Origin of the sequence: Hirschia litorea, from assembly GCF_042665075.1 — a bacterium.
Lineage (GTDB): Bacteria > Pseudomonadota > Alphaproteobacteria > Caulobacterales > Hyphomonadaceae > Hirschia > Hirschia litorea.
Genome location: NZ_JBHTBR010000005.1, coordinates 1110718 through 1134352 on the forward strand (window position 1 = coordinate 1110718; position 23635 = coordinate 1134352).

The following is a 23635-nucleotide window of genomic DNA, read 5'->3' on the forward strand; positions in this document are numbered from 1 at the left end:
TGAATTTACTAGGATATCAAGACATGGCTGAGAACGATACATATACGCCCCCTAAGGTTTGGAAATGGGAGCCGGGAAATGGCGGGAAGTTTGCCAATATTAATCGGCCTATTTCTGGTTCCACCAGTGAAAAAGATTTGCCCGTTGGTAAGCATCCTTTGCAGTTATATTCAATGGCAACGCCAAATGGGGTGAAGGTGACGGTGATGCTCGAAGAGCTGCTGGCACTGGGCCATAAAGGTGCGGAATATGATGCGTGGCTTATTCAAATTACAGAGGGTGATCAGTTTACCTCTGGTTTTGTGTCAGCGAATCCAAATTCAAAAATTCCAGCTTTGATGGATCACACGAGTGGTTCGCCAACGCGCGTATTTGAATCGGGGTCTATTCTTTTTTATCTAGCCGAAAAGTTTGATGCGCTTATTCCTAAAGATGCGACAGCGCGCACTGAGACGATGAATTGGCTATTTTGGCAGATGGGATCTGCGCCATATCTAGGAGGTGGCTTTGGCCATTTCTATGCGTATGCACCCGAAAAATTTGAATACCCAATCAACCGCTTCACAATGGAGACGAAGCGTCAGCTAGACGTGTTGGACAAAGCGCTGGGTAAAAATAAATACGTCGCGGGCGATGAATATACGATAGCAGACATTGCGATCTGGCCTTGGTATGGAAATCTTGTGCTTGGTGAACTCTATGGAGCGGCGGAATTTCTGTCTGTGCACGAATATAAGAATCTAAAGCGTTGGGCAGAGGAAATAGCTAACCGTCCAGCGGTTAAGCGAGGCGTCAAGGTCAATCGCGTATGGGGCGATGAGGCTGGACAGGTGGCGGAACGCCATGATGCTAGCGACATTTAATTTATAGATGAAGAATAAAAAAGGGCAGAGGCACAGTGTGTTTTCTGCCCTTTTTTGTGAGCTATGCGAGGAGAGTTAGACCGGTATCGCGTGCGCCAAGGAGTGTATTTTTGTCTGTGGCCGAGCGCGCCATAATTCTCAGGCCAGAATAAATGACCAAAATCAATTGCGCGGTTTGCAGGGTTTGTTCCTTGCTCCATTCGGGTCTAAGTTCGCTGATAGGTAGAGTGAGAGCGTTTTGCATTTTGCCATAGCCGCGCAGGACAAGCTTTTGGGTTTCAGGATCATTTGCGGCATGATCTGCGGAGGCATTGCAAAGAAAGCATCCTCGGCGATCATTCTCGCTAAAGGCCGCATCAATTGGAATTGTCAGAAAGGTTTTGATCCTCTTGAGAGGAGGATTGTCTGATTGTAGGTATTCAACGGCTGTATCTACATTGAGTTTTTCATAATGCGCCAATGCTCGCAAATACATTGAATGCTTGCTTTGAAAGGCTTTGTAGAGGCTGCCTTTTTGTAGGCCGGTTGATTTAATAATATCGCTTAGCCCTGTGCCTTCATATCCATTCTCCCAGAATAGAGACATGATTTTTGTAAGGGTTTCATCTTCATCATATTCGCGTGGGCGACCGGGGTTTCTTGTGTTTTCATCTTCACGCATTCGTGATAATCCTATTGTTGACCGAATGGTACACTATTGATATTTAGGTCTCATTGGCGCTGTCCAAGAGCATCTGTATCAAATTTTAGACCGATAGGTCAACAATGGGAGAATAAAATGACGAACTCTACAAATTACGAAAATGCGACTGCTGAAATTGCTGGCTATTCAGTTCAACAGATTGCTGATCTGGGAACGAAAATAAGTGCTTGGGGTGTGCATGCATTGCGCTTTTCAACAGTGACGGTGTTGGGTTGGATTGGTGCCATGAAATTTACAGCTTATGAGGCTGGCGCAATTAAAGGTCTGGTAGAATCTAGTCCGCTCGTGAGTTGGCTCTACAGCGTGTTGTCTGTGCAGGGGGTATCAAACTTGATCGGGACAACAGAAATTATAACTGCGTTACTGATCGCATTTGGAGCTAAATTCCCGAAAGCTGCCTTATTGGGTGCATTAGCTGCTGTGGCGACGTTTCTTGTAACCTTTAGCTTCCTATTTACGGCGCCGGGTTGGGAGCCAAGCCTTGGAGGCTTTCCCGCGCTTTCAGTCGTGCCGGGGCAATTCTTGCTGAAAGACATTGTGTTACTTGCAGGTGCGGTTTTCCTTGCAGGCAACGCGCTAAGTAAAATTGCAGATGAGGCCGCATAAGCCGCAAACCATACCTCATTGATTTGTTGATTGGTGAGGAAGGTTGCAGATAAAGCGAGGGCGGGGCGTATGAAACGCTCCGCTCTATTGCATTTTAAGGGTGGTGTATTGCAGATTTCAGGAATTGCTCGCGGTCTACGGAGGAGCGGCGTCTGGCCTCTTCAATGGCTTGCTGCTCTGAGGCATCCAAGAGGGCTTCTAATAGGCGAGAGAAGTGTTCTCTCATTGTGCGGCGTGCTGCATCAGGATCGCGCGATTTAAGTGCATTTAAGATTTCAACATGCTCATTCACGCGATGAGCAGAATCTTCAACACATACGGCGGCATAGACTTTTTTAACCGCGTTAATTTCGGTTCTCATCCGCCATAAATGCTCCATGAAAAATTCATTGGCACTATTGCGGGTCGCTTGCGTGATAATATGGTGAAATTCGCGGTCTGCTTGCTCGCCATCAGGTGAGTGACCATTCGCGGATTCACCCATTTTAATAATAGTGTTTTCTAGCGCAACAAGTTGCTCATCTGTGATCATCGTGGCGGCGAGGGCTGCACATTCTGATTCAAACAAAAGCCTTGTTTGTGTGAGCTCAAATGCACTCACTGAAGGAAGTTGCGATTGGCCGAAAAGTGAGTTTTTGGGTTCTCTGACATATACACCAGATCCTACTTTTATCTCCACGCGACCAACGGCTTCGAGGGATATTTCGGCTTCACGAATGACGACGCGGCTGACATCGAATTTCGTTGCAAGTTCGCGTTCGCCAGGTAGACGTGTGCCGGGGGGATACATGCCGGAATCGATCATTTTCAGGATCTCATTCGCGACCTTATTATATAATCTTTGATCAGCCATTTATTCTAAATCTGCCATATCTACAGTGAGCTCTGTTTTTCGACTCTCTTAATGAGCATGATATACCAATTTGTCATGCCAATTCAAGTGTCTAAAAAACAGAGCGACTGGTCTTAGATCTTAGAACTTACCTTTGATGCCAAAGAATACGCGTGGCCCATAGTAGTTCACTTCACCTAAGTTATCATTGGTGAAAAAGTATTGCTCTTTAGGTGCATCAAACAGATTGATCGCTGATACGTTTAAAGAGAAATTGTCGGTGAGGTCATAGGATGCACGTGCTTCCCAGACGCCAACATCTCCAACATAGCGCAAGCGTGTTCCATTGCTTGTGTAAGGCTGGAAGTATTCACTACGATATTTGTAAATGATGGAGCTGTCGAATTTACCCTTTTGGTAGTAAACTTGACCCGAGAACACAGTGTCCGAGAAGCCTGGTACGTTGCCCGGTTGTACGATGCCAACATTTGTCTGAACAAAATTTCCATCAGCGTCGCGATATCCAAGATCACCATATAGGCTGTCTTCAAATTCGAAGTCAGATTCTGCAAGGTTCAAGCTTACTTTTGCACCCAAACCGCTCAAAAGACCTGGAAGGTATGAGAAGTTGTGAGAAGCAGTTAGCTCGATACCATAAAGAGCTGCCGTGTCTTCATTCGTCGCTGACACACTTACTGGAAGCGTGACAGTTTGGTTGTCAATCACGAAGTCTTCTAGAACAGTTGAATTCTCAAATCCGCCTGTGAAGTCTTTGTAGTATACGCTCGCAGCCAAGATGGAGTCATCGTTTGGATACCATTCAGCAGCCAAGTCATAATTCCAAGACATAAGAGGTTGGAAATTTGGGTTACCTGTACCTTCAACCGTCACCAATTCTTCAAGCGTCGTTGGTGCATCTTCTTCATTGTTTTCGTTGAAGTCGCGGTCAAAGCTCATGTCGCCCGGGTCTGCGCGTGACATGCCACGGAATAAACCAGCGCGAAGTAGAATGTCATCGCGAAGCTCTAACGTTGCATTGAAGCTTGGGAGGAATTCTGTGTACTCACCTTTACCGTATAGAACGACAGCGTCGCCTGCTGTATCGAGGGAGAGTGTGCCATCATTTGGATCAACGACAGTAACAACTGGCGTACGGTTACCAAGGGATTTCACCTTTGTATCAACAACACGGACACCGAAATTACCTGTAAGTGGTTTTCCAGCAAGTGATGTTTCATAGCTCGCCATAATATAGCTTGCTAATGTTGTTTCTAAAACATTGATGTTGCCTAGAGCATCTGGGTCGCTATCTGGGTAGGCGAGTGGACCTTCGCCTTCTTCAGTAAGGATGTAGTTTAGTAGACATTGGTTATCAAACACGCCCCAGCTGTTTGTTGTGTTTACAACATTTCCAGCATCGTCAATTTGCGTAACGATTCCGCCAGATGCGCTGCTTAGGAAGCCGCTTTCAGAAAAGCTTGATGCACAAGGGATATTGTCTGGGTCTAAGTCGCCGGTTGTGTAGGTGTCGCGTGTTCCTGCAAAACTTACATATTCCAAGTCAGAAAGACGTAGCCCTGTTTCAATGGTCGTAATTGGCCCCATGTTCAGGTCATACTCGGCATCAAGGCGTAGGGCTTCAACTGTGTTTCTGCGGTTTGCATCGCGGTCAACACGTGCTCTCACACCATCAGTGTAGTTTGTGATGTCGGTGACATCAAAATCTTGCACTGTGAAATTTACAAAGCCGTCACTGTCACGTGTCCAACTTACGTTTTCACGCCCGCCACTTCCTGGTCCGCGTTGACTTGATACGCGTAAGGAAACTTGAAGCTCGTCTCTAGTTGTTTCCGATAGGGAGTAGTCGGCTGATACTGTCAATCTGTCAGTTACGTCGAAACTCGCGTTAATTCCGTAACCGAGATATTCTTCCGTCCGTTCATAAATCTCACCATTTGACTCAATGTCAGACTGTGTCGTGATAGATTGCACGACGCCATTGTCTTGAAAGATGAGGCTGTCGAGCGTGTCGCCCGATACACTGCGCTTCATGTTGGAGAAGTTTAAGTCGTGACGATCTTCAAGTTGGGTGCGCTCAGACCATTGAACGTCTGCATTAATATCTAGGCGGTCATTTGGCTGCCATTGGAATGCTGCAAAAAGAGAGTCTCTTTTGTCATTCGTGTCATTTTGGCGATATCCACGAGAAGAACCAGCCCATGCATAATCTAGCCCATTATCAACGGCTAAGCCTGTTTCTGGGTCGATAGTTGTGTTGTAACCATCTCTATTGCTTGGGTTAGGGCCTTGGTCTTCACAATCGCCTGAGCTGCTTGCTGCATACCCGCGTGAGTCGGGGTCAGAAGCGTCAGCTATACATGCAAATAGTGATGAGCCTGACGGGCTAGAAGAGCGCATTTCTTGCTCGGGCTGAGAGATATCACTTATTTGCCCTCCAATGGAGAAACCTAGACGTCCAACATCTCCAAGGTCCAATTGGTCGACATAGCTTGCTGTAAAGCGGTGGCCAATATCTCCAGCCAAAGTGTTGTCTATGTTTTGTTGATCGGGGTTGTAGTTACCTTTAAGATCAAACTGGAAGCGGCGTTGGTTGTAGTCGAGTGGTTTGAGGGTTTCCAATGCGATAAGACCTGCGACACCGCCTTCAATAAGGCTCGCGTCTTGTGTCTTATAGATTGCTAGCTTGTTCATAAGCTCAGATGGGAACTGAGAGAAGTTCACTGATCGGTCGCCTGTACCATTTGTTGCGACGCGGCCGTTAAATGTCGTCGAGCTTAGAAAAGGACCAAGACCACGAATAGAGATTTCGGTCGCACCACCGTTTTCACGGTGCGAGGCGGCACCCGTGATAGATTCTAGAGCTTCACCGATTGAAAGGGCAGGTAGGTCACCAATATCTTTAGCTGAAAGACCATCAACAATACTTGAGTTGGTTCTCTTCAGGTCGATTGTATTTTGAATGGTTGCGCGAGAACCTGTGATCACAATCTTATCTAGCGTACGTGATTCATCGCTCGCTTCAGACGAGGACTGCGTTTGCTCCTGCGCGATAGATGGTGCGCTAAATGAAAGAGCAGCTGATCCCAACAGGGCCAATTTGATAAGGCGCGCCTTACTATGAGTAGCGGCACCAGCGTTCTTTTTGAATATCGTCATTCTTTGAGTCTCTCCCTAAGACTTATTTTGTAGAATTATTATTTATTATTTTGTGCTGGTAGGATGACTTTTAGACCGGATGTGTCAACCAATTGCGCGGACCTTTATCGAGAAATGGCGGTTTTTTTGTGGATTTAGAGGTGTGTGTGTTGCAATATTATCACTAAATGCAGGGTGTATATACCGAATTCCTACGCCTTTTCAGTAATTCTGTAAAATTGGTCTGTTGAATTGGTTGACAATGTTGCTGATGAATATAAGGATGACTGAAAACATAAAAAGACATGTCGATCGGGAGGAATAAATGAGGGTAGGAGCAATTTGCATTGCGGTAAGTGTTATGGGGCTATCTGCCTGTGCATTTCCTCAACAAAGCGTGCCGGTCGAGCGGGTGGATGAGGCGGTAGATTCCGTTCGTCGTATTGTCGTTCACACACAAGATGAGTTTGAGCAGGCGGTTAAAACAGTTACCGCTGGAGACATGATCGTTCTTGCCGATGGTGTATGGCGTGATTTTGATGCTGTGCTTGAAGGTGAGGGTAGTGCTGAGCAACCGATCTGGTTGACGGGTGAGACTCCGGGCGGTGTTATTTTGTCTGGTCAATCAAGCCTTCGCCTCAGCGGGAAGCATTTGATTGTGTCGGGCTTAGTGTTCCGCGATGGCTACACCCCGCGCAATGAAGTGATCAGTTTTCGCCGCGATAGTAAATCGCTTGCAAATTCTAGCCGTGTTACGAATACCGTTATAGAAAACTATTCCAACCCAGACCGAACACAGCGCGATTCTTGGGTGGTTATGTATGGTAAGAATAACGAGTTCGACCACAATCATCTTTCTGGAAAACTAAACTCGGGGCCAACAATGGTCGTGCGTTTGAATTCAGAAGAAAGCCAAGACAACAATCATCATGTCCACCACAACTATTTTGGTCCTCGTCCTGTGCTGGGGTCAAATGGTGGAGAAACATTCCGTATCGGTACAAGCCATTATTCGCTTACCAATTCAAATACGTTGGTTGAGTATAACTATTTTGACCGATGCAGCGGCGAAGTTGAAATTATTTCAAATAAATCAGGCGGTAACACATATCGTAACAACACCTTCTTTGAGTCACGGGGCACACTAACTCTGCGCCATGGAAACGGAACAAGTGTTGAGAAAAACTTATTTGATGGGAATGGCGCGCCTTACACTGGTGGCGTGCGCGTTATCAATGGCGATCAAACTATCCGCAATAACGGTTTTAAAGATTTAACGGGTGAACGTTTTTCGGGTGCGCTTGTTGTTATGAACGGCGTACCTAATTCACCCATCAACCGATATCATCAAGTCGATAATGCCCTCATAGAAGGCAATGTGTTTGAAAATATTGCTGCAATTGAATTGGGCGAGGGTAGTGATGCTGAGCGTTCAGCTGTGCCAATCAACTCGGCCTTTAAGAACAATGTGATCATGAACGCTGATGGGCAAACACCTTTTACGCTGCACGATGATATGAGCGGAATTGAGTTTAGCGGGAATAAAGTAAATTCAGAGCCTCCCAAGGCGATATCTTCTGGGTTTGAGGTCCTAACAGACCTTGCCCAGAAGGTCGCTGTGGACAATTACGGTGTTGCACGTGAAGAGACTGGCGTCGATTGGTATCCTAAGGCGACAGCGAAATCTCCATTTGAAGGCGGCAGTGATATTAATGTAAACGCTGGAGAAAATGCTCTCTTTGACGCGATTGCAAAAGCAAAAGCTGGTGATCACTTATGGCTTGATGCGGGTGATTATAACGAAGCAAAAATAATTGAGCTGCGTGTACCTGTGACAATCGGGGCAAAACCAGGCGCTGAAGGCAAAGTGAACGTATCATTTGAACGCCGAAACCTCTTTGTGTTGTCTGGGCAGGGTGGTTTGAAGCTGGACGGCCTGAATGTTGTGGGAAGCAAAGCGCCTGATAATGTGGGCAATAGCTTGATCACAACAAGCGCTATAGGCGGAGGAAGCAACCACCTATTGCAGATTTCAAACTCAACATTCACAGACTTCGTTGTGAACCGTAGTTTCTCAATTGTGAGCGCCGCGAAAGGCACGCTCTATCACCAGATCAAAATTTTCAATTCCTCTTTTTCAGATGTGTCTGGTTCAGTGGTGAAGCTGGATGCAGAAACAGATGATTATGGCATGTATAATGTTGAATTCTTGGAGATTGAAAATAGCGAATTTAAGAATGTGAAAGGTCCCGCTGTGGATGTGTATCGCGGCGGTAGGGATGAAAGCACATTCGGCCCAGCTATTGTTATAAAGTCCTCCGGATTTGATGGTGTCGGCGATGAAAAAGAGCCTGCAATTAACCTCCATGGGGTTCAGGTGTTGAAGCTTGAAGACAACACCATAGCAGGCGGCAAGCAGGCGCTATTCACAATAACGACAGGCAAACCCCAGCCACACCTCAGTGGCAATGCATGGATAGGGCATGAGGGGGACACTATCCTTAAAATAGAGGATTTGCGCAAATGATCAGCAATTTTTCATATAAATCATCATGGCTAAAAGCCGGGGTAACTGTTTTAGCTTTAGGTTTAAGCCAAGCTTGCTCCGAGACTGTGCAAGCAGCAGAAAAGTCCGATATTTCAACGCAGTCTGTGTCTGCTTTCGATGCGCAGATGACTGCGCTGGCGGCAAGTATTGATGCCCGCATGCTGACTGACGTGCCGGTTCCTGTTCCTGCTGACGCTGGTGGTGGGTACACGCATGAACAACACAAGCAAAACGGCAAAACCATCTATGAAGCAGGTATGTTGTACCAGCATACCGGAGATGAAAAATACAAAAATTTTGCGCGCGACATTCTATTAGACTACGCAGAGCTTTACCCAACGCTTGGCCTTCACCCAGAGCATAAGCCTTCAACAGCTGGGCAACTTTTCTGGCAAGGGCTAAATGAAGCTGTTTGGCTTGTATATGTTATTCAAGGCTATGAAACGTTTCGAGATGACTTAAGTCCGCAAGCGCGCGAGAAGATAGAAACTGGCGTGCTAAACCCAATGGCTGACTTCTTGTCCATTGGATCTCCGCAGACATTTGACCGCATACATAACCACGGCACATGGGCCGCAGCAGCTGTGGGTATGACTGGATATGTGCTGGGGCAGCAAGAGCGCGTTGAAAAATCGCTTCTTGGTTTGAGCCAAGATGGTGAAGCAGGCTTTCTAAAGCAGATGGATATGCTGTTTTCGCCTGATGGATATTATGCTGAGGGGCCTTATTATCAGCGCTATGCAATGATGCCGTTCGTATTATTCTCACAAGCGATTGAGAAAAACGAACCCGAGCGCAAAATATTTGAATATCGCGATGGTATTGTTTTAAAAGCGATCCGCGCGACAGTTCAGCAAAGCTATGCCGGAAAATTTTTTCCAATCAATGACGCCATCCGAGAAAAAGGGCTCAACACAGTCGAGCTTAAATATGGGTTAGCCGTTGCATATGATCTGACGAATGACCCAACCCTTTTAGGGGCTGTGCAACTGCAGGACGGTAGCGTTGTGCCTACGCCTGAAGGTCGCAAATTGTTGGACGACATTGCAGCTGGAAAAGCAAAACCGTTTGAATTCAAATCTTTAGAACTTCGTGATGGTCGCAATGGGGATGAGGGAGCATTGATGGTGCTTCGCTCGGGTCCAGAAAGTGACGCCTCGGCTGTCGTGATGAAAGCGACAACGCAAGGTTTGGGGCATGGCCATTTTGATAAGCTGGGCTTGTTGTACTACGACAATGCGTCTGAAGTCGTTGCAGATTATGGGGCTGTGCGCTTCTTGAATGTCGAAGCTAAGTTTGGCGGTCGATACCTACCTGAAAATGACTCTTACGGTAAGCAGACAATCGCGCATAACACATTGGTTGTAGATGAAAAAAGTCACTATGATGGTGATTGGCGAGAGTCCCAAAAATTTAGCCCAGACGTATTGAAATTTGGAAATATCAATGGTGTCCAAGTCGCTGCGGCAGAGGTTGATACAGCTTATGAAGGTGTAAATCTTCAGCGTGTTGTCGCGATGGTTCCACGAGAAGATGGGATCGCGCCATATGTCATTGACATATTGCGAGGTCAAAGTGGGGACGGGCATGTATATGACCTCCCTGTGCATTACAAAGGCCAATTGATTGAAACCAATTTCCCTTTAGAGCATGAAACAACACAGATGAATGTGTTCGGAAAAGCTAATGGATACCAACACTTATGGCAAAGAGCTGTCTCTCCAGAGCTAGAGGGGCAACAGGATATGTCATGGTTGATTGGTGACAAATTCTACACCATGACGTTTGCCGTTGATGGGCCATATAAAGCCTATTTAACAGAATTGGGTGCGAATGACCCAAACCATAATTTCCGGAAAGAGCAGGCGTTAATCCTGCGTACTGAAGCAGATAATGCTGGCTTTGTTTCGGTTTATGAAAGTCATGGTCGTTATGACAATGATGAAGAAGTCACCGTTTTCGATGGTTCTTCTGTTGAGCAAATCAGCACTGATAAGCTTGAGACAGCGACGGCTTACACCGTCTCCATGAAGAATGGTGATGTTGTCACCATCTACCTTGCTGACGATACGCAAGCTGATCAAACTCATAAAATATCACATAAAAATAAGCAGGTAGAGTGGAGTGGGGCAGTTCATGTCACGCAATAAAGCCACCAAGGTCCAAACCATAGGGGAGACCAGATCATGAAAATAGCAGGTTTACGATGGTGGGTCGTCACCCTTGTCGCGATTGCCACGATTATCAATTATATTGACCGCGGTACGCTTGGCTATCTCTGGCCGGATATGGCTACAGAAATTTGGCCAGATAAAAGTGCCGATGAAACAAAGCAGTATTATGCAACGATCTCAGTTGTGTTTGTGTTTTCATATGCACTGGGACAAACCATTTTTGGTAAACTCTTCGACTGGGTAGGTACCCGTCTGGGGTTCGTGATGTCCATTGGTGTATGGTCACTGGCCACCGCCTTGCATGCCGTTGCTAACAGTGTGCTCACCTTCAGCTTGTTCCGTGGTATTCTGGGTGTTGCTGAAGCTGGTAACTGGCCTGGTGCGACAAAGGCAAATGCGGAATGGTTCCCTGTTCAAGAGCGTGCTTTAGCGCAAGGAATTTTTAATTCTGGTGCCGCTATCGGTGGTATTGTTTCGCCGCTTATTATCGCGTTTCTATCCGTACATTTTAGCTGGCATGCAATCTTTATTTTGGTTGGTCTTGTTGGATTAGTCTGGTTGATTCCGTGGTGGATTTTGATGAAATCTGATCCAGAAACTCACCCTTGGATTACGCCAGCTGAACGTGAATTCATTCTTACTGGTCAGCGCGATGATTCAAACGCGAAAGAAGTCGTTCGCCAAGAAGGTTATAACCCAACGACAGGTCAAATGTTGTCTCGTAGACAAAGTTGGGGTGCGATTCTTTCGGCCGCATTCATCGACCCGATCTGGTGGCTATTTGTATTTTGGATCCCGATTTATCTAAGCGAAAGCTTCGGGTTCAATGTGAAAGAAATCGGACTATATGCTTGGGTGCCATATGTTGGCGCGATGCTCGGAGCATGGTTTGGCGGACTATTGGCACAAAACCGCTTAGCGTCTGGCTGGTCTGTAAATGCAACCCGTAAGCTAACAATCACGCTTGGTGGATTGTTAATGTTGCCGGCTCTTTTGGCGATGTCTGTCGCAGCAACACCAGTTCTTGCTGTCTTGCTTATGGCTGTCATCCTATTTGGTTTCCAAACAGCTATTGGGAATATCCAAACGCTTCCAAGTGATTTTTACGGCGGTAAATCTGTCGGATCTTTAGCTGGATATGCGGGAACGGCAGCAAAGCTTGGTGCCGCAGCGCTGACTTACCTCGTGCCTTGGCTCACGCAAGGTGGAAACTATGCACCAGCATTCTTGATCGGGGCGGCTCTGGCAATTCTAAGCATGGCAAGCGTCTGGTTCCTCTGCGGGAATATTGAACCGCTCGAGGCAGAAACCAAAGCTTCTCAATAATTCAAATATCAATTTTTTTCTAACAAACCTAAAGGACTCTTCGTAATGAGACTTAAAAATAAAGTAGCGATCGTTTCTGGTGGTGCACGTGACATTGGCCGTAGCATCTCTTTGAAATTGGCTAAAGAAGGCGCAAAAGTAGCTATCAACTATTTCGATAGCGAAGAAGATGGACAAGCAACTTTGGATGCTGTGAAAGCAGCTGGTGGCGAAGCAATTCTTGTACAAGGCGACATGACAAAATCTGCTGATGTAGATGACCTTGTAAGCAAAACACAAGAAGCTTTCGGCAAGGAAATTCATGTTCTTGTAAATGTTGTAGGTGGCCTTGTTGCACGTAAGCCGCTTGCTGAGATGGACGAAGACTTCGTGAATTTTGTTATGCGTTTGAACTTCAACTCAACATTCCTAACAACCAAAGCTGTAGCTCCATTCATGCCAAAAGGTGGCTCAATTGTGAACTTTGCATCACAAGCTGCACGTGATGGCGGCGGCGGCGGAGCATGGGCTTATGCTGCGTCAAAGGGTGCTGTGATGACATTTACGCGTTCAATGGCAAAAGAATTTGGACCAAAAGGTATTCGTGTGAACGCACTTGACCCTGGTCTTATCTCTACAACATTCCACGACACATTCTCTAAAGACGAAGTGCGCGCGAAGCTTGCTGGCATGACAGCACTTGGTCGTGAAGGACATCCTGACGAAGTTGCGGATGTTGTTGCTTATCTTGCGTCAGACGAAGCTTCTTTCGTGAATGGCGTAAACCTAGACGTGAATGGCGGTTTGGCCTTCTCGTAAGACTTTTTAGTTTTTCTACCCGTACGTCCTAACTATATGGCTCATCTTCCAAAGAGGTGAGCCATTTTTTTGGTTTGAAGTGCAGCAAAAATAAACCCCGCCAAAGCGAATTTAGCGGGGTATATATGAATTAGTTTTATAAGTTTGAGCTATCGTTTTACGTCGCCACCAGAATGGTTGAGTAAGCCTTCAACTTCGGCTTCTGTCGTGATGTTGAAGTCACCTGGAATAGTATGTTTGATGGCTGAAGTTGCGACAGCAAAATCGATAATTGCTTGAGGTGTCGCACCTGCAGCCAATTTGTGTAGGGCACCGCCGGCAAATGCATCGCCGCCACCAATACGATCTACGATATTGTGTAAGTCCCAAGACTTGGTTTGGGCAAAGCTATCTTTAGTCGCGATGAAGCCAGCGAGCGTGTTGGAGTCTGCGCTTAAGACGGTACGATTAGTGCTACATACATATTCTGAGTGTGGGCATTGCTTGAAGAATTCCTGAGCTGCGCGTTGGAAACTTTCAGCAGGATTGTCTCCATTGCGCGTTATGCCAAAGAGGAGTTGAACATCTTTATCACCACCGAAAATGAGATCTGCATATGCGGCGACTTCTTTGATGATTTTGACACCTTCTGCTTCACGTCCTGTCCATAGAGACGGGCGGTAATTGCAGTCAAAAGAAACCTTTACACCCATTTCTCGTGCAGTCTTAGCAGCTTCCAGACTTGCTTGCTGAGCACCTTCACTTACGGCAAGTGTAATGCCGGAGAGGTGTAACCAGTCTGCGCCATTTAGTAGAGCTTTCCAGTCATAAATATCAGATTTTGCTTGAGAAAATGCTGAATATTTCCGATCGTAAGTGATTGAGGAGGGGCGGATCATTGCGCCCGTTTCCAAGAAATAGACAGCGAGGCGTTCGCCTTGGCGCACGATGCTTTTCGTATCGATGCCTTGTTGGTGGAGCGTATCACAACACGCGTTTCCAACTGCGTTGTCAGGCAACACAGTGACCATGGACACATCATTGCCCATGCGCGAAAGGGTTACGCCTACATTGGCTTCTGCGCCGACAAAATTTGTATCTAATTGAGCGGATTGAAACAGTCGTTCGCGCGATGGTGAACTTAGTCTGAGTAGCATTTCACCAAAACAAATTATGCGGGCCAATGTAGTATTCCTAGTTTGTAACTGTCTTTAGGGCAGCGCGAACGGAATGAACTAATTCCTCTGCGCCAGATTTAATATCTGCAAGTTTTTTGTTCGGTGCATAGATCGCTGAACCGATACCAAAACCATTAGTACCTACTTTCACAAATTCGGCCATATTACCAGCGTTTACCCCCCCAACAGCGGCAACTAATGCCTCTTTTGGGAGCGTTGCGCGCATTGCTTTGATACCTGTTGAACCAATTATGTCCGTAGGGAACATTTTCAGGATATCTGCGCCTGCGTAATACGCCTCAAATGCTTCTGAGGGTGTAAAACATCCGGGTGCAGAAAACATGCCTAAACGCTTGGTTTCAGCTATCACATCTACATTTGTGTTTGGTGAGACGATGATGCGTCCACCAGCGGCGTGAACGTCTTGGACTTGCTGCACAGTGGTGACTGTGCCTGCACCTATAAGTTTTGATGTGCCGTATTTTTCTGAAAGTCGTTTGATGGATTCTATCGGGTTGGGAGAATTCATTGTGACTTCAAGAACTGGCACACCAGTATCTAAAATCGCCGCACCAACTTCTAACACTTCTTCAGGTGTGACGCCTCGAAGTATCGCGATAATTGGCGTGTCTGCAAAAATGTCAGATAAAGATTGGGTCATGTATTTGGTGTCTCGCAAGGTGTTACTTTGGTGTGGAGCCATAGCGGCCCGGGTAAAGATTTGTGTTCACGTCTTTTGCCGCTTGGACCATTTCTGGATAAGGCTGGTCTGTGACAGTCACAAAACCAACATTGTAGTTCTCACCATCGTAAGCTCGTCCAGTAAGAGGGGAGTCGATGTATTGGAACCAGTGAACGCCTACCATGTAAGGATTGTCCAACACCGACTGTACATATTCTTTGTACATGCGTGCGCGATCTGCTTGTGTCGGTGCTTCAATCAATCCAGGATGATATAGGCCATTGTCAGAAAGTGACCCAATGTGGAATTCACCAATCAGGCTAGGCTTATCAAGGTCTTCTAGGAATTCCCATGTTTTGGGTTGAAGGCCTTCCTTATAGACATTGTAGCTCATGACATCTGTATACTTGATGGCGGCTTCAACAGCTTCTTGTGGCATGCCCCAACTCGCCATGCGTACGCCCATATAGAGATGGTTTGGCATGGCTTCTTCGAGTGTGTCATGTACAACGCGGAAATACTGGTCTGCAAATGCTGTAAACAGTGCAGATAAATCTGGCACCATCGCCTCGTTGAGGTTTTCTATTTTGTAGCCAGCAGAGAAGGCATCCCAGCTTTCAATATCTGTTCCCCAAACCGCGTTGAGATCGTCTATTTTTGCATATTTTTCTTTTAGTATTTCTACGAATTTAGCTTTTGCAGGGCTTTCTTCTGCGCTTTTGGAAATACCATCCATAACGATGCCATAGCGTCCTTCAAGGCTATCGCGATCGCCCCAACTTTTTTCGTTGTCAACGAAGACGCCTACGCACCATGGGGTGCCTTGGATTTCATCTGCGATAGTGCTGATTGTGGCTTGTGCGCGTTTTTTAAACTCTGGGTCAAATGCATCTGGCATTGGACTCCAATAGTCATTTCCAGATGAGAGTGTTTTAAAGTCACCAATGATCCAACCATTTGCAAAATAAGGCACTTTTTCATTGTCGTGGAAGCCTTTGTCGACCCAGTTACCCATTGAAGTGAAGCCCCAATCTTTCATGCGGTCGAGCGTCACTTCACGCCATTTGTCTAGGTAGGAATGATCATATTCCTCACCATAGCGGCGTTCGAGGTTAGCTTGGTAAAAGCTGTATGTTTCACCATGCTCAGTTGGCCCAATAAAGACTGATTGGCGGTAGCTATAGTGTTCGGCCAGCTCGTCATCATAGTCTGGTAGCCATGTGAACATATCGCGGCGGAGGTCTGATGCGACATAGGCCGTGTCGAGGGCAGCTTGAGGTGCGATTTCGGGGTCTTTGGAATCGTCAGGCGTGACCTCATTAGGGTCTTTAATGCGTACAGATGGGTCTTTGTAATCTATACCGGTCACCGTCGTCGTGTTGGCCATGCGCAGGTTTGCGATTCCGTTGGAGAAAAATAGATACCCTTCAGGGTCAATCATCCACCATTTTTCATCGACTTTTTGTGTTCGGAAATAACCTGTTGCTTCAAATTGTGGGCCGTCTTTCCAGCCGCCAAAGCGGGACCGGTCGGGTAGGCCGTCAGGGTTTAATGAAGCTAGTTCAGCATCTGCGGCGGCTTTAAGTTGTTCTGTTGATTTGATTTTTCGTGCAAAATCAACTTTTGCATTTTGGCCAAACTTATCCACTAATCCGACCATGTAATCTTTAATCGGTTCGGGGTTCTCTCTAATTTCTAGATTGTCGATGGTGATGCTTTTGGGACGAATAGCACCAAAGACTTCGACAGCGACTGATTTGATTTGGCTCATGTCAGTTTCGCGGCTTCCAAAGCGCCAGATCATTTCATTAGCTTCTTCAGGGAAGGCGCTAGGGTTGGCGCGAAGGCCTGCTTCAAGCTGCACTTCTGGCCCTGTGATAGGGGCGATGTAGGTGCCTGCTTCCCCTGTGCTTAGTACGATGTTACGGCGCTGGCTTTTGCCTGATACGTCTGTGATGGTCACGAAGAGGTGGGTTGATACCTCGCTATTGTTTTCAATGTCCATCGAGAGATTAACATTGCCAAACTGCGCCCAATTCCAAGGTGTTTCGGGTGTGAAGATTACACCAGACTGTTTCGCGTTTTCATCAAAGTCCACGCGTAATGCTTTTCCAGATTTACCTTCCACGATTGAGAGGTCTGCATAACTTGCTTTTACCCAAGAAGGCAGCGAGTCCACTTCAAAATCTGTGACAACTTTTAAAGCTGCATTTTCCGCAGACTCTTCTGTGGTCACTTCTGTCGATGAAACATTGCTTTCATCTGGATCACATGCAGCAAGAAGTGAAAAAGATAAAATTGTAGTCGCTAGGATTGAAGCTTTAAACTGTTTCATCGCATAGTCCTTTGGAAAGTGGGGTCGTCAAGGAGAGCAGGTTGTGCTGCGTTCTCACGCGTTCAAAATTACAGCCAGTGAAGTGCGCTGGCTTGAGTTTTGATTTTCAAAACGAGGTCATGGCTTGTGATGAAAAGTGTTTTACCATCTTCACCAAAACAGCAATTGGATGTTGCCTTACCCGTTACGATACGTCCTAGAAGTTTTCCTTCTGGCGATATAACTGTGACACCACCTGCGCTCGTTGCGAAGATGTTGCCATTGGTATCGAGTGCCATTCCATCGGGAAGGCCAGGGTGGTCATCATCTGCAAATTGAGAGAGGTTCACCCAGTTTCCTTCATCAGTCAGACTATCGTCTGCTTCGCGCTTGAAGCGACGGATAATTGGAAATTCGGGATCTGATTGCGAGACATAAAGATATTGCTCATCAGCTGTTAGCGCGAGACCATTGGGAGCAATCATGTCTTTAGAGATGAGTTCCAACTTGCCGTCTGGATATAGGCGGTAGATGCCTTGATAATCCATTTCGCGCACAGGGGAGGTGAAGGCTTCTTTTAGTCCGTATGGTGGATCGGTGAAATATACGCTGCCATCACGTGCTTGAATGACATCATTTGGAGTGTTGAGGACTTTGCCTTCAAATTCACGCGTGAGCATAACGCGTTCGCCAGTCGCCATATTCACTTTATCAACAGACCGCGCATTTTGGTTACAGATGAGCATTGTGTCATCGATATTATACCAGTTGCCATTTGTTCCGGGTGTAACGGCTGAGCTATCTGTACCGTGGTCATCTCCCGCAGGGCCTAAGAATACGGTCATGCCGTTATCATTATCCCAGCGATGAATTTTATTTCCCAAAATGTCTGTAAAATAGAGGCAATTGCGTTTGAAATCCCAAGCTGGGCCCTCTGTCCAACCATAACCTGTGCCGATGATTTCTAGCTTTGCGTCGGGTGCGATAAGTTGGCTGAAGCTATCGTCCAAGGAAATAATTTCACCAAAATTGGCGGGGGTGGAATTATCGGGTGCGCCGTGGCCGGTATCGGACATTTCTGGCTCCTTTGAGGAGGGTTGTGAACAAGCAGTAAGTGCAGCGAATGCACTCGCTGAGAGTAAGACTTTGCGACGATTTATCATTGCGTCACCTCTTTTATAGGAGTTCTGGTTAAATTACTTCGTTCAATTTTTCCATGAGGTTGGTCAAATACAAATGGTGTTAAAGTCATCAATATTACGCCTGCACTTTTATGCCCCGAGCGGGTGTGTTGCATATCGCGCATATTGAATGCCATTGTGTATTCCATCTCCCCAGAAAATACTGCTTTATTCTTTTGGGTATGTTTGACGTTACATTTTTGAAATGTCAATTGTTGACAATTCTTTATTGCTGTGACGAATATGCACAGAATACGAGATATAAAGAGAAGATCGGGAGGTGCGTAACGTGCGCGAGGCCTTGTTGTAAGGCTGAGCTTGCAGACGTTGTGCGTCCACTCAGAAACTTAGGGTGGAGAGTGAATTTTGAAAATATCTGAGAACAGAGCAATTCTAAGCGCAATGATTGTTGCGTTTGGTGGGTTTATATTTGGGTTGGACATTGTTCTGATCTCTGGTGGGATTGCTGCTTTCCGCTCTGAGTTTTTACTCAATGATGCGCAAGTTGGCTGGGTTGTTTCCGCAGCTGGTTGGGGTGTGTTGCCTGTATTATTGTTGGTGGGGCCGCTCACTAATAAAATTGGCCGTAAAAACACACTCATAGTCATCGCTGCGATGTATATCGTATCGGCTGTTGGGTCGGTGTTGGCGACTAATTGGGTAATGCTTGCTGTAGCGCGGGCGCTAGGCGGGATGGCGTTTACGTCCTTGTCCGTGGCTGCCATGTATATTGGGGAAGTAGCTCCGCCAAATGCGCGCGGGAAAATGGTTTCTATCAATCAGCTAAACATCGGTATCGGTATTACAGTTGCTTTCTTGGTGAACCTTGCCATTGCATCAATGGCTGCGCCTGGTGCGACAACTGTTTCAATGTTTGGTGTTGAGACAGGAATGTGGCGCTGGATGCTAGGCGTTGAGATTATTCCTGCGATAATTTGGCTTGTGCTGCTGCTTGGTATCCCGAAAAGTCCGCGTTGGCTCTATAGTGTGGGGCGTGAAGCTGAGGCGCGTGATGTTTTGGCTAAAATGATGCCAGGTGAACATGTTGATGCGGGGATGGAAGAGATCCGCGCGAGTGCGCAAGGCAATGGCACTATAAGCAATTTGCAGGGTATTAAGGAACTATTCTCTACCCATTTGAGTAAGGCGTTATTTGTGGGTGTGTTGGTGGCTGTATTGCAGCCGCTGACAGGTATCAATAATTTGCTGTATTACGCGCCGATTGTATTTGAGCAGGCAGGAGCGGGCACGAACGCCGCGTTTATATCGTCGGTTGGGCTTGGTGTCCTAGCAATGGCATTTACGGCTATTGCGATAGTTGTCATTGATCGCGTGGGGCGTCGACCATTATTGATTGGTGGTTTGGCGGTGGCGGCTGCTTGTATGTTGATTGCTGGATGGAGCTTCTCTCAAGCGCACTACATGATTGATATGGTTGATTTGGATGTATTGGCCGCAACCATGCCAACAGAAGCTTTGAAGTCGTTGGTGGGTGTCGAGTTTGCAAATGATGTTGCCTTTAAAAATGCACTTGTGGACACGCTGGGTTTTGATGATGCGCGCAAGTTTGAGGGTGTGCTGATCAAGACAGCTGTTGAGGGACTTAATGCTGGTCTGGTGATCTCTTGTATTTTGGGATTTGTGGCCGCTTTTAATATCTCTATTGGCCCGATCATGTGGGTGTTGTTTTCTGAAATTTTCCCAACGCGCGTGCGCGGTGTGGCCATCTCTGCTTGTGCACTGGTCACGAGCCTTGTGAGTGCTGGGGCTGCGATGGTGTTTCCAGTCTTGTTGTCAGGTGCTGGCGCGGGCGCAGTGTTCTTGTTGTTCGGTGTAATTATCGTGGTGGGTGCTGTGTTGATTTATATGCTGGTGCCAGAAACGAAAAACAAAACGATTGAGCAAATCGAGGCCACTTTTAAAGGGGCCTAATGTTGAGTGACTTTATTTGGATGTGTGTGACATGGGTTTTCTGCAAGACAAAATCGTTATCGTAACGGGTGGGTGTTCCGGTATAGGCTGGGGCATTACGCAAGCCTGCGTGAAAGCGGGAGCAAGTGTGATTGCGTGTCAGCGCAGCGAAAGCGGTGCTGAGAGGATTGATGGTCTCGTTGCAGAAGGCTTTAAGGCTGAGTTTATGCGGGCGGATGTGTCTGACCCTGAGAGCATTTCCAGCTTTGTTGCGGCGGTGCATGAAAAATATGGCCGTATTGATGCGCTTGTAAACAATGCGGGTATCACGATTGAGTGTGACTTCTTTGAAATGCCATTAGAGAAGCTGGACATGCTTTGGGCAACCAATCAACGGTCTGTCTTTTTGATGAGCCAAGCAGTGGCGCGTCACATGAAAGAACAGGGCGGCGGACACATTGTTAATGTGTCATCTAATCACTCTGTGGCCAGTGTGTCTGGGTATGAAATGTATGCGGCGACAAAGGGCGGTATCTCTGCGATGACGCGCGCTATGGCGTGGAGTTTAGGCAAGTATGGCATTCGTGTGAACACGTTATCACCCGGTTTGACAATGACCGAGGCTGTGCAGCAGGTCACGGTGGATAAGCCTCATTTAATTAAACCTTTCAACGACATGCATGCCACTGGGCAAGTAAGTAGTGTGGAAGATATTGCTAATGTCGCAGCCTTTCTAATCTCGGACTTATCCAACGCCATTACTGGGACTGATATAGTCGCAGACCAAGGTGTTGCCGCACAATTATGTAAGACTGACGACCTCGTTTAAGGTGAAGTGTCATGAAAATTTCTAATGTTATTGCGTATCCAGTTTGGGTGGGCCACAGGAATCTATGCCTTGTAAAAGTTGAAACAGAAGATGGCCTTTATGGGTGGGGTGAATCTGGTGTTTCAGGACGTGAATTAGCTGTTGCGGGAGCTGTAGAGCATTTTCGCGATTTTCTAATCGGTAAGGATTCTCGTCATATCGGTGCACTATGGCAGGAAATGTATCGTGGCCAATATTTTGAAGGTGGGCGCGTATTGTCGGGTGCTATTTCCGCAATAGATATCGCGCTGTGGGATATTGCGGGTAAGCGGTTTGATGTGCCTGTGCATGAATTGCTTGGTGGTGCGCAACGTCACAAAATACCTTGTTTTGCAACATCAACTGCTGATCACACGCAAGACTTGATCAAAGATGTGAAAGATCTTGTGAGCAAGGGGTGGACTGTCGTGCGGGCCACTGTGGGCGATGGCGGTGCAGGTGATAGCGCGCAATGGGATGTACGCAAAGCGATTGCGCAAACGACTGAGATTTTACCTCAACTTCGCGCTGAAGTGGGGCATGAAATTGTTATCGGTATTGATATGCATCACCGCATGTCCGTGGCGGAGGCGGCTGCCTTCTGTCAAAAAATGCCAGAAGGTACGATTGATTTCTTAGAGGAGCCTATTCGTCAGCAAACGCCCGGTGCGTATAAGGCGTTGCGATCTATGACCAATATACCTTTCGCGATTGGAGAAGAGTGGGCGAGTAAGTGGGACTTTCTGCCATATCTTGAAAATGATTTGACCAATTTTGCGCGTATTGATGTGTGTAATGTGGGTGGTCTTACTGAGGCTATGAAAGTGGCTGCGATTGCGGAGGCGCACTATATTGATGTGATGCCGCATGATCCGTTGGGGCCGATTTGTTCTGCTGCGACAAACCATATGTGTGCTGCAATTCCTAATTTGTCTTGGACAGAAATTGCGCCTTACAGTGCTGATAAGTCAGATCATGATCGTTTGTTTATCAATCGTCCGATCGAAAAGGCTGGCTATTATGAGGTTAGCGATAAACCGGGTCTTGGTGTGGATGTGCGTGAGGATCTTATAAAGGATCAGACGTTCAAATTCTGGGAGATTCCAAGGCGATACAAGCCTGACGGTAGCTTCACAAATTGGTAGGCACAAAAGGTAAGTGAATGGGGGGTGATATTTGTTGTCAAATTGAAGACTAGCACTTTACATCATCTATGTTGTTTGTATATTGTATACAAAATAACGGCGGCAAAACTGTTATCTCCTGAAGTCAATAAAAAGATAGAGGAGAGGGGAGGCCGCATAGGGAAGTTTTCACTGTTTCCAAAATTTAGGTGATACAAAACGGTTTCGTGCTGTGTGTGCATGCTTTGGAAATGGAAGAGGTGTCGTTGTGAGTTCTGATAGTTTGAATACAGGTGTGGTTGCCCCTATAGAAGCCTTTGCGATTAAATCCGTGAAGACTGAATATTATCACATTCCTCTTGCAGAGCCTCTCGTGGATGCCAGTCATGGCACGCACACATTTTTTGAGTTAATTGTTTGCCGGATTACCGGAAGCAATGGTGTCGAAGGTGTGGGGTATACTTATACTGGCGGTTCTGGTGGTCGCGGTATTTACTCGCTAATTAAAGATGATTTGACGCCGCGTATCTTGAGCAAAAATGGCGCGGATATCGAAAGCGTATGGGCTGGGATGCAGAAGGACCTGCATTATGTGGGGCGCGGTGGTTTGCTCAGCTTTGCCATCTCCGCCATCGATATCGCTTTGTGGGATATCAAATGTAAAGCCTTGGATGCGCCGCTTTGGAAAGTCTTGAACGCACCATCAAACCAAACGGCATGCTATGCTGGTTTCATTGATTTGCATCTTGAAGGTGAGCAGTTACAAGAGCTTGTTAAAAAACATGTAGCGATTGGGCATACAGCGGTCAAAACGAAAGTTGGACGGGCTGACATCGCTGAAGATGTGCGCCGTGTGAGCGAGATCCGCGAAGTCCTTGGTGCCAGCAATAAGCTTATGGTGGATGCAAATTGGTCATACACTGTTGAGCGTGCGATTGAGTTTGGTAAAGCGGTAAAAGAATTTGATATTGGCTGGTTTGAAGAGCCGATTTCTCCTGATGAATTTGAAGATTATGCTGTCATTGCCGACGCAACTGGTCTGCCGCTCGCAATGGGTGAAAACTTGCACATTGTGGAAGAGTTTGAGCGCGCCATTAAATATGCAGGACTAGCCTATTTGCAGCCTGACTGTTCCAATATTGGGGGCATTACAGGGTTTCTAAAAGTATCTGATTTGGCAGCGAAAGCTGGCCTGAAGATTTGTAGCCACGGCATGCATGAGTTGCATGTGTCGTTGTTGGCTGCTCAACCGCATGCGGGAATGTTGGAAGTGCATTCCTTCCCCATTGATAAATATACAATAAGTCCGCTGGAAGTACGTGATGGCCTTGCCTTCGCGCCCAACCATGTCGGCACAGGCGTTGTATTTGATGAGGCTCTAATTGGGCCACATTTGATTTCGCAGACATAGTA

17 protein-coding genes are annotated in these 23635 nt (G+C 46.7%); 10 read left to right on the forward strand and 7 right to left on the reverse strand.

Translation table 11 applies throughout. The annotated features are described in order from the left end of the window. Nucleotides 1-23 precede the first annotated feature (23 nt). The gene (gene yghU, locus ACFQS8_RS13845) at nt 24-863 is read left to right on the forward strand and encodes a glutathione-dependent disulfide-bond oxidoreductase (protein ID WP_382168363.1); all 840 of its coding nucleotides are present in this window, start codon (nt 24-26) and stop codon (nt 861-863) included. A 61-nt stretch (nt 864-924) separates the two neighbouring features. Here yghU and ACFQS8_RS13850 read toward each other — a convergent pair whose 3' ends face one another. Further along, on the reverse strand, nt 925-1524 hold the full coding sequence (locus tag ACFQS8_RS13850) for a TetR/AcrR family transcriptional regulator (RefSeq protein ID WP_382168365.1): 600 nt from the start codon (nt 1522-1524) through the stop codon (nt 925-927). A 117-nt stretch (nt 1525-1641) separates the two neighbouring features. On the opposite strand from ACFQS8_RS13850, the gene ACFQS8_RS13855 reads away from it, so the two are divergent. Next, nucleotides 1642-2172: a YkgB family protein gene (locus ACFQS8_RS13855; RefSeq protein ID WP_382168367.1), complete on the forward strand. Its 531-nt coding sequence runs from the start codon at nt 1642-1644 to the stop codon at nt 2170-2172. Nucleotides 2173-2266: 94 nt separating this feature from the next. Here ACFQS8_RS13855 and ACFQS8_RS13860 read toward each other — a convergent pair whose 3' ends face one another. Both ACFQS8_RS13860 and ACFQS8_RS13865 read right to left on the reverse strand, forming a co-directional pair. Then, a complete protein-coding gene (locus tag ACFQS8_RS13860) occupies nt 2267-3025 on the reverse strand; it encodes a FadR/GntR family transcriptional regulator (RefSeq protein ID WP_382168369.1) in 759 nt (252 codons plus the stop codon). A gap of 120 nt (nt 3026-3145) precedes the next feature. After that, nucleotides 3146-6181: a TonB-dependent receptor gene (locus ACFQS8_RS13865; RefSeq protein ID WP_382168371.1), complete on the reverse strand. Its 3036-nt coding sequence runs from the start codon at nt 6179-6181 to the stop codon at nt 3146-3148. A gap of 304 nt (nt 6182-6485) precedes the next feature. On the opposite strand from ACFQS8_RS13865, the gene ACFQS8_RS13870 reads away from it, so the two are divergent. The 4 genes from ACFQS8_RS13870 to ACFQS8_RS13885 are packed head-to-tail and all read left to right on the forward strand — an operon-like array spanning nt 6486 to nt 13006. Further along, nucleotides 6486-8687: a polysaccharide lyase 6 family protein gene (locus ACFQS8_RS13870; protein ID WP_382168372.1), complete on the forward strand. Its 2202-nt coding sequence runs from the start codon at nt 6486-6488 to the stop codon at nt 8685-8687. Further along, the gene (locus ACFQS8_RS13875; protein ID WP_382168374.1) at nt 8684-10858 is read left to right on the forward strand and encodes a heparinase II/III domain-containing protein; all 2175 of its coding nucleotides are present in this window, start codon (nt 8684-8686) and stop codon (nt 10856-10858) included. The genes ACFQS8_RS13870 and ACFQS8_RS13875 overlap by 4 nt, the downstream gene beginning before the upstream one ends. A 36-nt stretch (nt 10859-10894) precedes the next feature. Next, nucleotides 10895-12208, forward strand: coding sequence for an MFS transporter (locus ACFQS8_RS13880; protein WP_382168376.1), 1314 nt, complete (start codon nt 10895-10897; stop codon nt 12206-12208). A gap of 45 nt (nt 12209-12253) precedes the next feature. Next, nucleotides 12254-13006 carry an SDR family NAD(P)-dependent oxidoreductase gene (locus ACFQS8_RS13885; RefSeq protein WP_382168378.1) on the forward strand — a complete coding sequence of 251 codons (753 nt, stop codon included), beginning with the start codon at nt 12254-12256 and terminating at the stop codon, nt 13004-13006. Between the two features lie 149 nt (nt 13007-13155). On the opposite strand, the gene ACFQS8_RS13890 is transcribed toward ACFQS8_RS13885, so the two are convergent. The 4 genes from ACFQS8_RS13890 to ACFQS8_RS13905 all read right to left on the reverse strand — a co-directional run bounded on the left by ACFQS8_RS13890 (nt 13156) and on the right by ACFQS8_RS13905 (nt 18322). Continuing rightward, nucleotides 13156-14169: a sugar kinase gene (locus ACFQS8_RS13890; RefSeq protein ID WP_382168380.1), complete on the reverse strand. Its 1014-nt coding sequence runs from the start codon at nt 14167-14169 to the stop codon at nt 13156-13158. 10 nt (nt 14170-14179) lie between these two features. Then, the gene (locus ACFQS8_RS13895) at nt 14180-14824 is read right to left on the reverse strand and encodes a 2-dehydro-3-deoxy-6-phosphogalactonate aldolase (protein ID WP_382168382.1); all 645 of its coding nucleotides are present in this window, start codon (nt 14822-14824) and stop codon (nt 14180-14182) included. Nucleotides 14825-14846: 22 nt separating this feature from the next. Further along, nucleotides 14847-17180, reverse strand: a complete 2334-nt coding sequence (locus ACFQS8_RS13900) for an agarase (RefSeq protein ID WP_382168384.1) — start codon at nt 17178-17180, stop codon at nt 14847-14849. A gap of 68 nt (nt 17181-17248) precedes the next feature. Next, nucleotides 17249-18322, reverse strand: a complete 1074-nt coding sequence (locus tag ACFQS8_RS13905; RefSeq protein ID WP_382168386.1) for an SMP-30/gluconolactonase/LRE family protein — start codon at nt 18320-18322, stop codon at nt 17249-17251. Nucleotides 18323-18706: 384 nt separating this feature from the next. On the opposite strand from ACFQS8_RS13905, the gene ACFQS8_RS13910 reads away from it, so the two are divergent. The 4 genes from ACFQS8_RS13910 (at nt 18707) to ACFQS8_RS13925 (ending at nt 23633) form a co-directional block, all read left to right on the forward strand. After that, nucleotides 18707-20272 (forward strand): MFS transporter, encoded by a 1566-nt coding sequence (locus ACFQS8_RS13910; RefSeq protein WP_382168387.1) that lies wholly within the window; start codon nt 18707-18709, stop codon nt 20270-20272. 31 nt (nt 20273-20303) lie between these two features. After that, nucleotides 20304-21080 carry an SDR family NAD(P)-dependent oxidoreductase gene (locus ACFQS8_RS13915; RefSeq protein ID WP_382168388.1) on the forward strand — a complete coding sequence of 259 codons (777 nt, stop codon included), beginning with the start codon at nt 20304-20306 and terminating at the stop codon, nt 21078-21080. Between the two features lie 11 nt (nt 21081-21091). After that, complete coding sequence (locus tag ACFQS8_RS13920) at nt 21092-22243, forward strand: mandelate racemase/muconate lactonizing enzyme family protein (RefSeq protein WP_382168390.1); 1152 nt, start codon at nt 21092-21094, stop codon at nt 22241-22243. A gap of 247 nt (nt 22244-22490) precedes the next feature. Beyond that, nucleotides 22491-23633, forward strand: a complete 1143-nt coding sequence (locus tag ACFQS8_RS13925; RefSeq protein ID WP_382168392.1) for a mandelate racemase/muconate lactonizing enzyme family protein — start codon at nt 22491-22493, stop codon at nt 23631-23633. Nucleotides 23634-23635 lie beyond the last annotated feature (2 nt).

What these genes read in the sequence shown, in the direction of transcription:
- ACFQS8_RS13920 (WP_382168390.1), top strand. Translation starts at nt 21,092, where the DNA reads ATGAAAATTTCTAATGTTATTGCGTATCCAGTTTGGGTGGGCCACAGG.
- ACFQS8_RS13915 (WP_382168388.1), top strand. Translation starts at nt 20,304, where the DNA reads ATGGGTTTTCTGCAAGACAAAATCGTTATCGTAACGGGTGGGTGTTCC.
- ACFQS8_RS13900 (WP_382168384.1), bottom strand. Translation starts at nt 17,180, where the DNA reads ATGAAACAGTTTAAAGCTTCAATCCTAGCGACTACAATTTTATCTTTT.
- yghU (WP_382168363.1), top strand. Translation starts at nt 24, where the DNA reads ATGGCTGAGAACGATACATATACGCCCCCTAAGGTTTGGAAATGGGAG.
- ACFQS8_RS13895 (WP_382168382.1), bottom strand. Translation starts at nt 14,824, where the DNA reads ATGACCCAATCTTTATCTGACATTTTTGCAGACACGCCAATTATCGCG.
- ACFQS8_RS13860 (WP_382168369.1), bottom strand. Translation starts at nt 3,025, where the DNA reads ATGGCTGATCAAAGATTATATAATAAGGTCGCGAATGAGATCCTGAAA.
- ACFQS8_RS13870 (WP_382168372.1), top strand. Translation starts at nt 6,486, where the DNA reads ATGAGGGTAGGAGCAATTTGCATTGCGGTAAGTGTTATGGGGCTATCT.
- ACFQS8_RS13855 (WP_382168367.1), top strand. Translation starts at nt 1,642, where the DNA reads ATGACGAACTCTACAAATTACGAAAATGCGACTGCTGAAATTGCTGGC.
- ACFQS8_RS13905 (WP_382168386.1), bottom strand. Translation starts at nt 18,322, where the DNA reads ATGATAAATCGTCGCAAAGTCTTACTCTCAGCGAGTGCATTCGCTGCA.
- ACFQS8_RS13885 (WP_382168378.1), top strand. Translation starts at nt 12,254, where the DNA reads ATGAGACTTAAAAATAAAGTAGCGATCGTTTCTGGTGGTGCACGTGAC.
- ACFQS8_RS13875 (WP_382168374.1), top strand. Translation starts at nt 8,684, where the DNA reads ATGATCAGCAATTTTTCATATAAATCATCATGGCTAAAAGCCGGGGTA.
- ACFQS8_RS13880 (WP_382168376.1), top strand. Translation starts at nt 10,895, where the DNA reads ATGAAAATAGCAGGTTTACGATGGTGGGTCGTCACCCTTGTCGCGATT.
- ACFQS8_RS13850 (WP_382168365.1), bottom strand. Translation starts at nt 1,524, where the DNA reads ATGCGTGAAGATGAAAACACAAGAAACCCCGGTCGCCCACGCGAATAT.
- ACFQS8_RS13865 (WP_382168371.1), bottom strand. Translation starts at nt 6,181, where the DNA reads ATGACGATATTCAAAAAGAACGCTGGTGCCGCTACTCATAGTAAGGCG.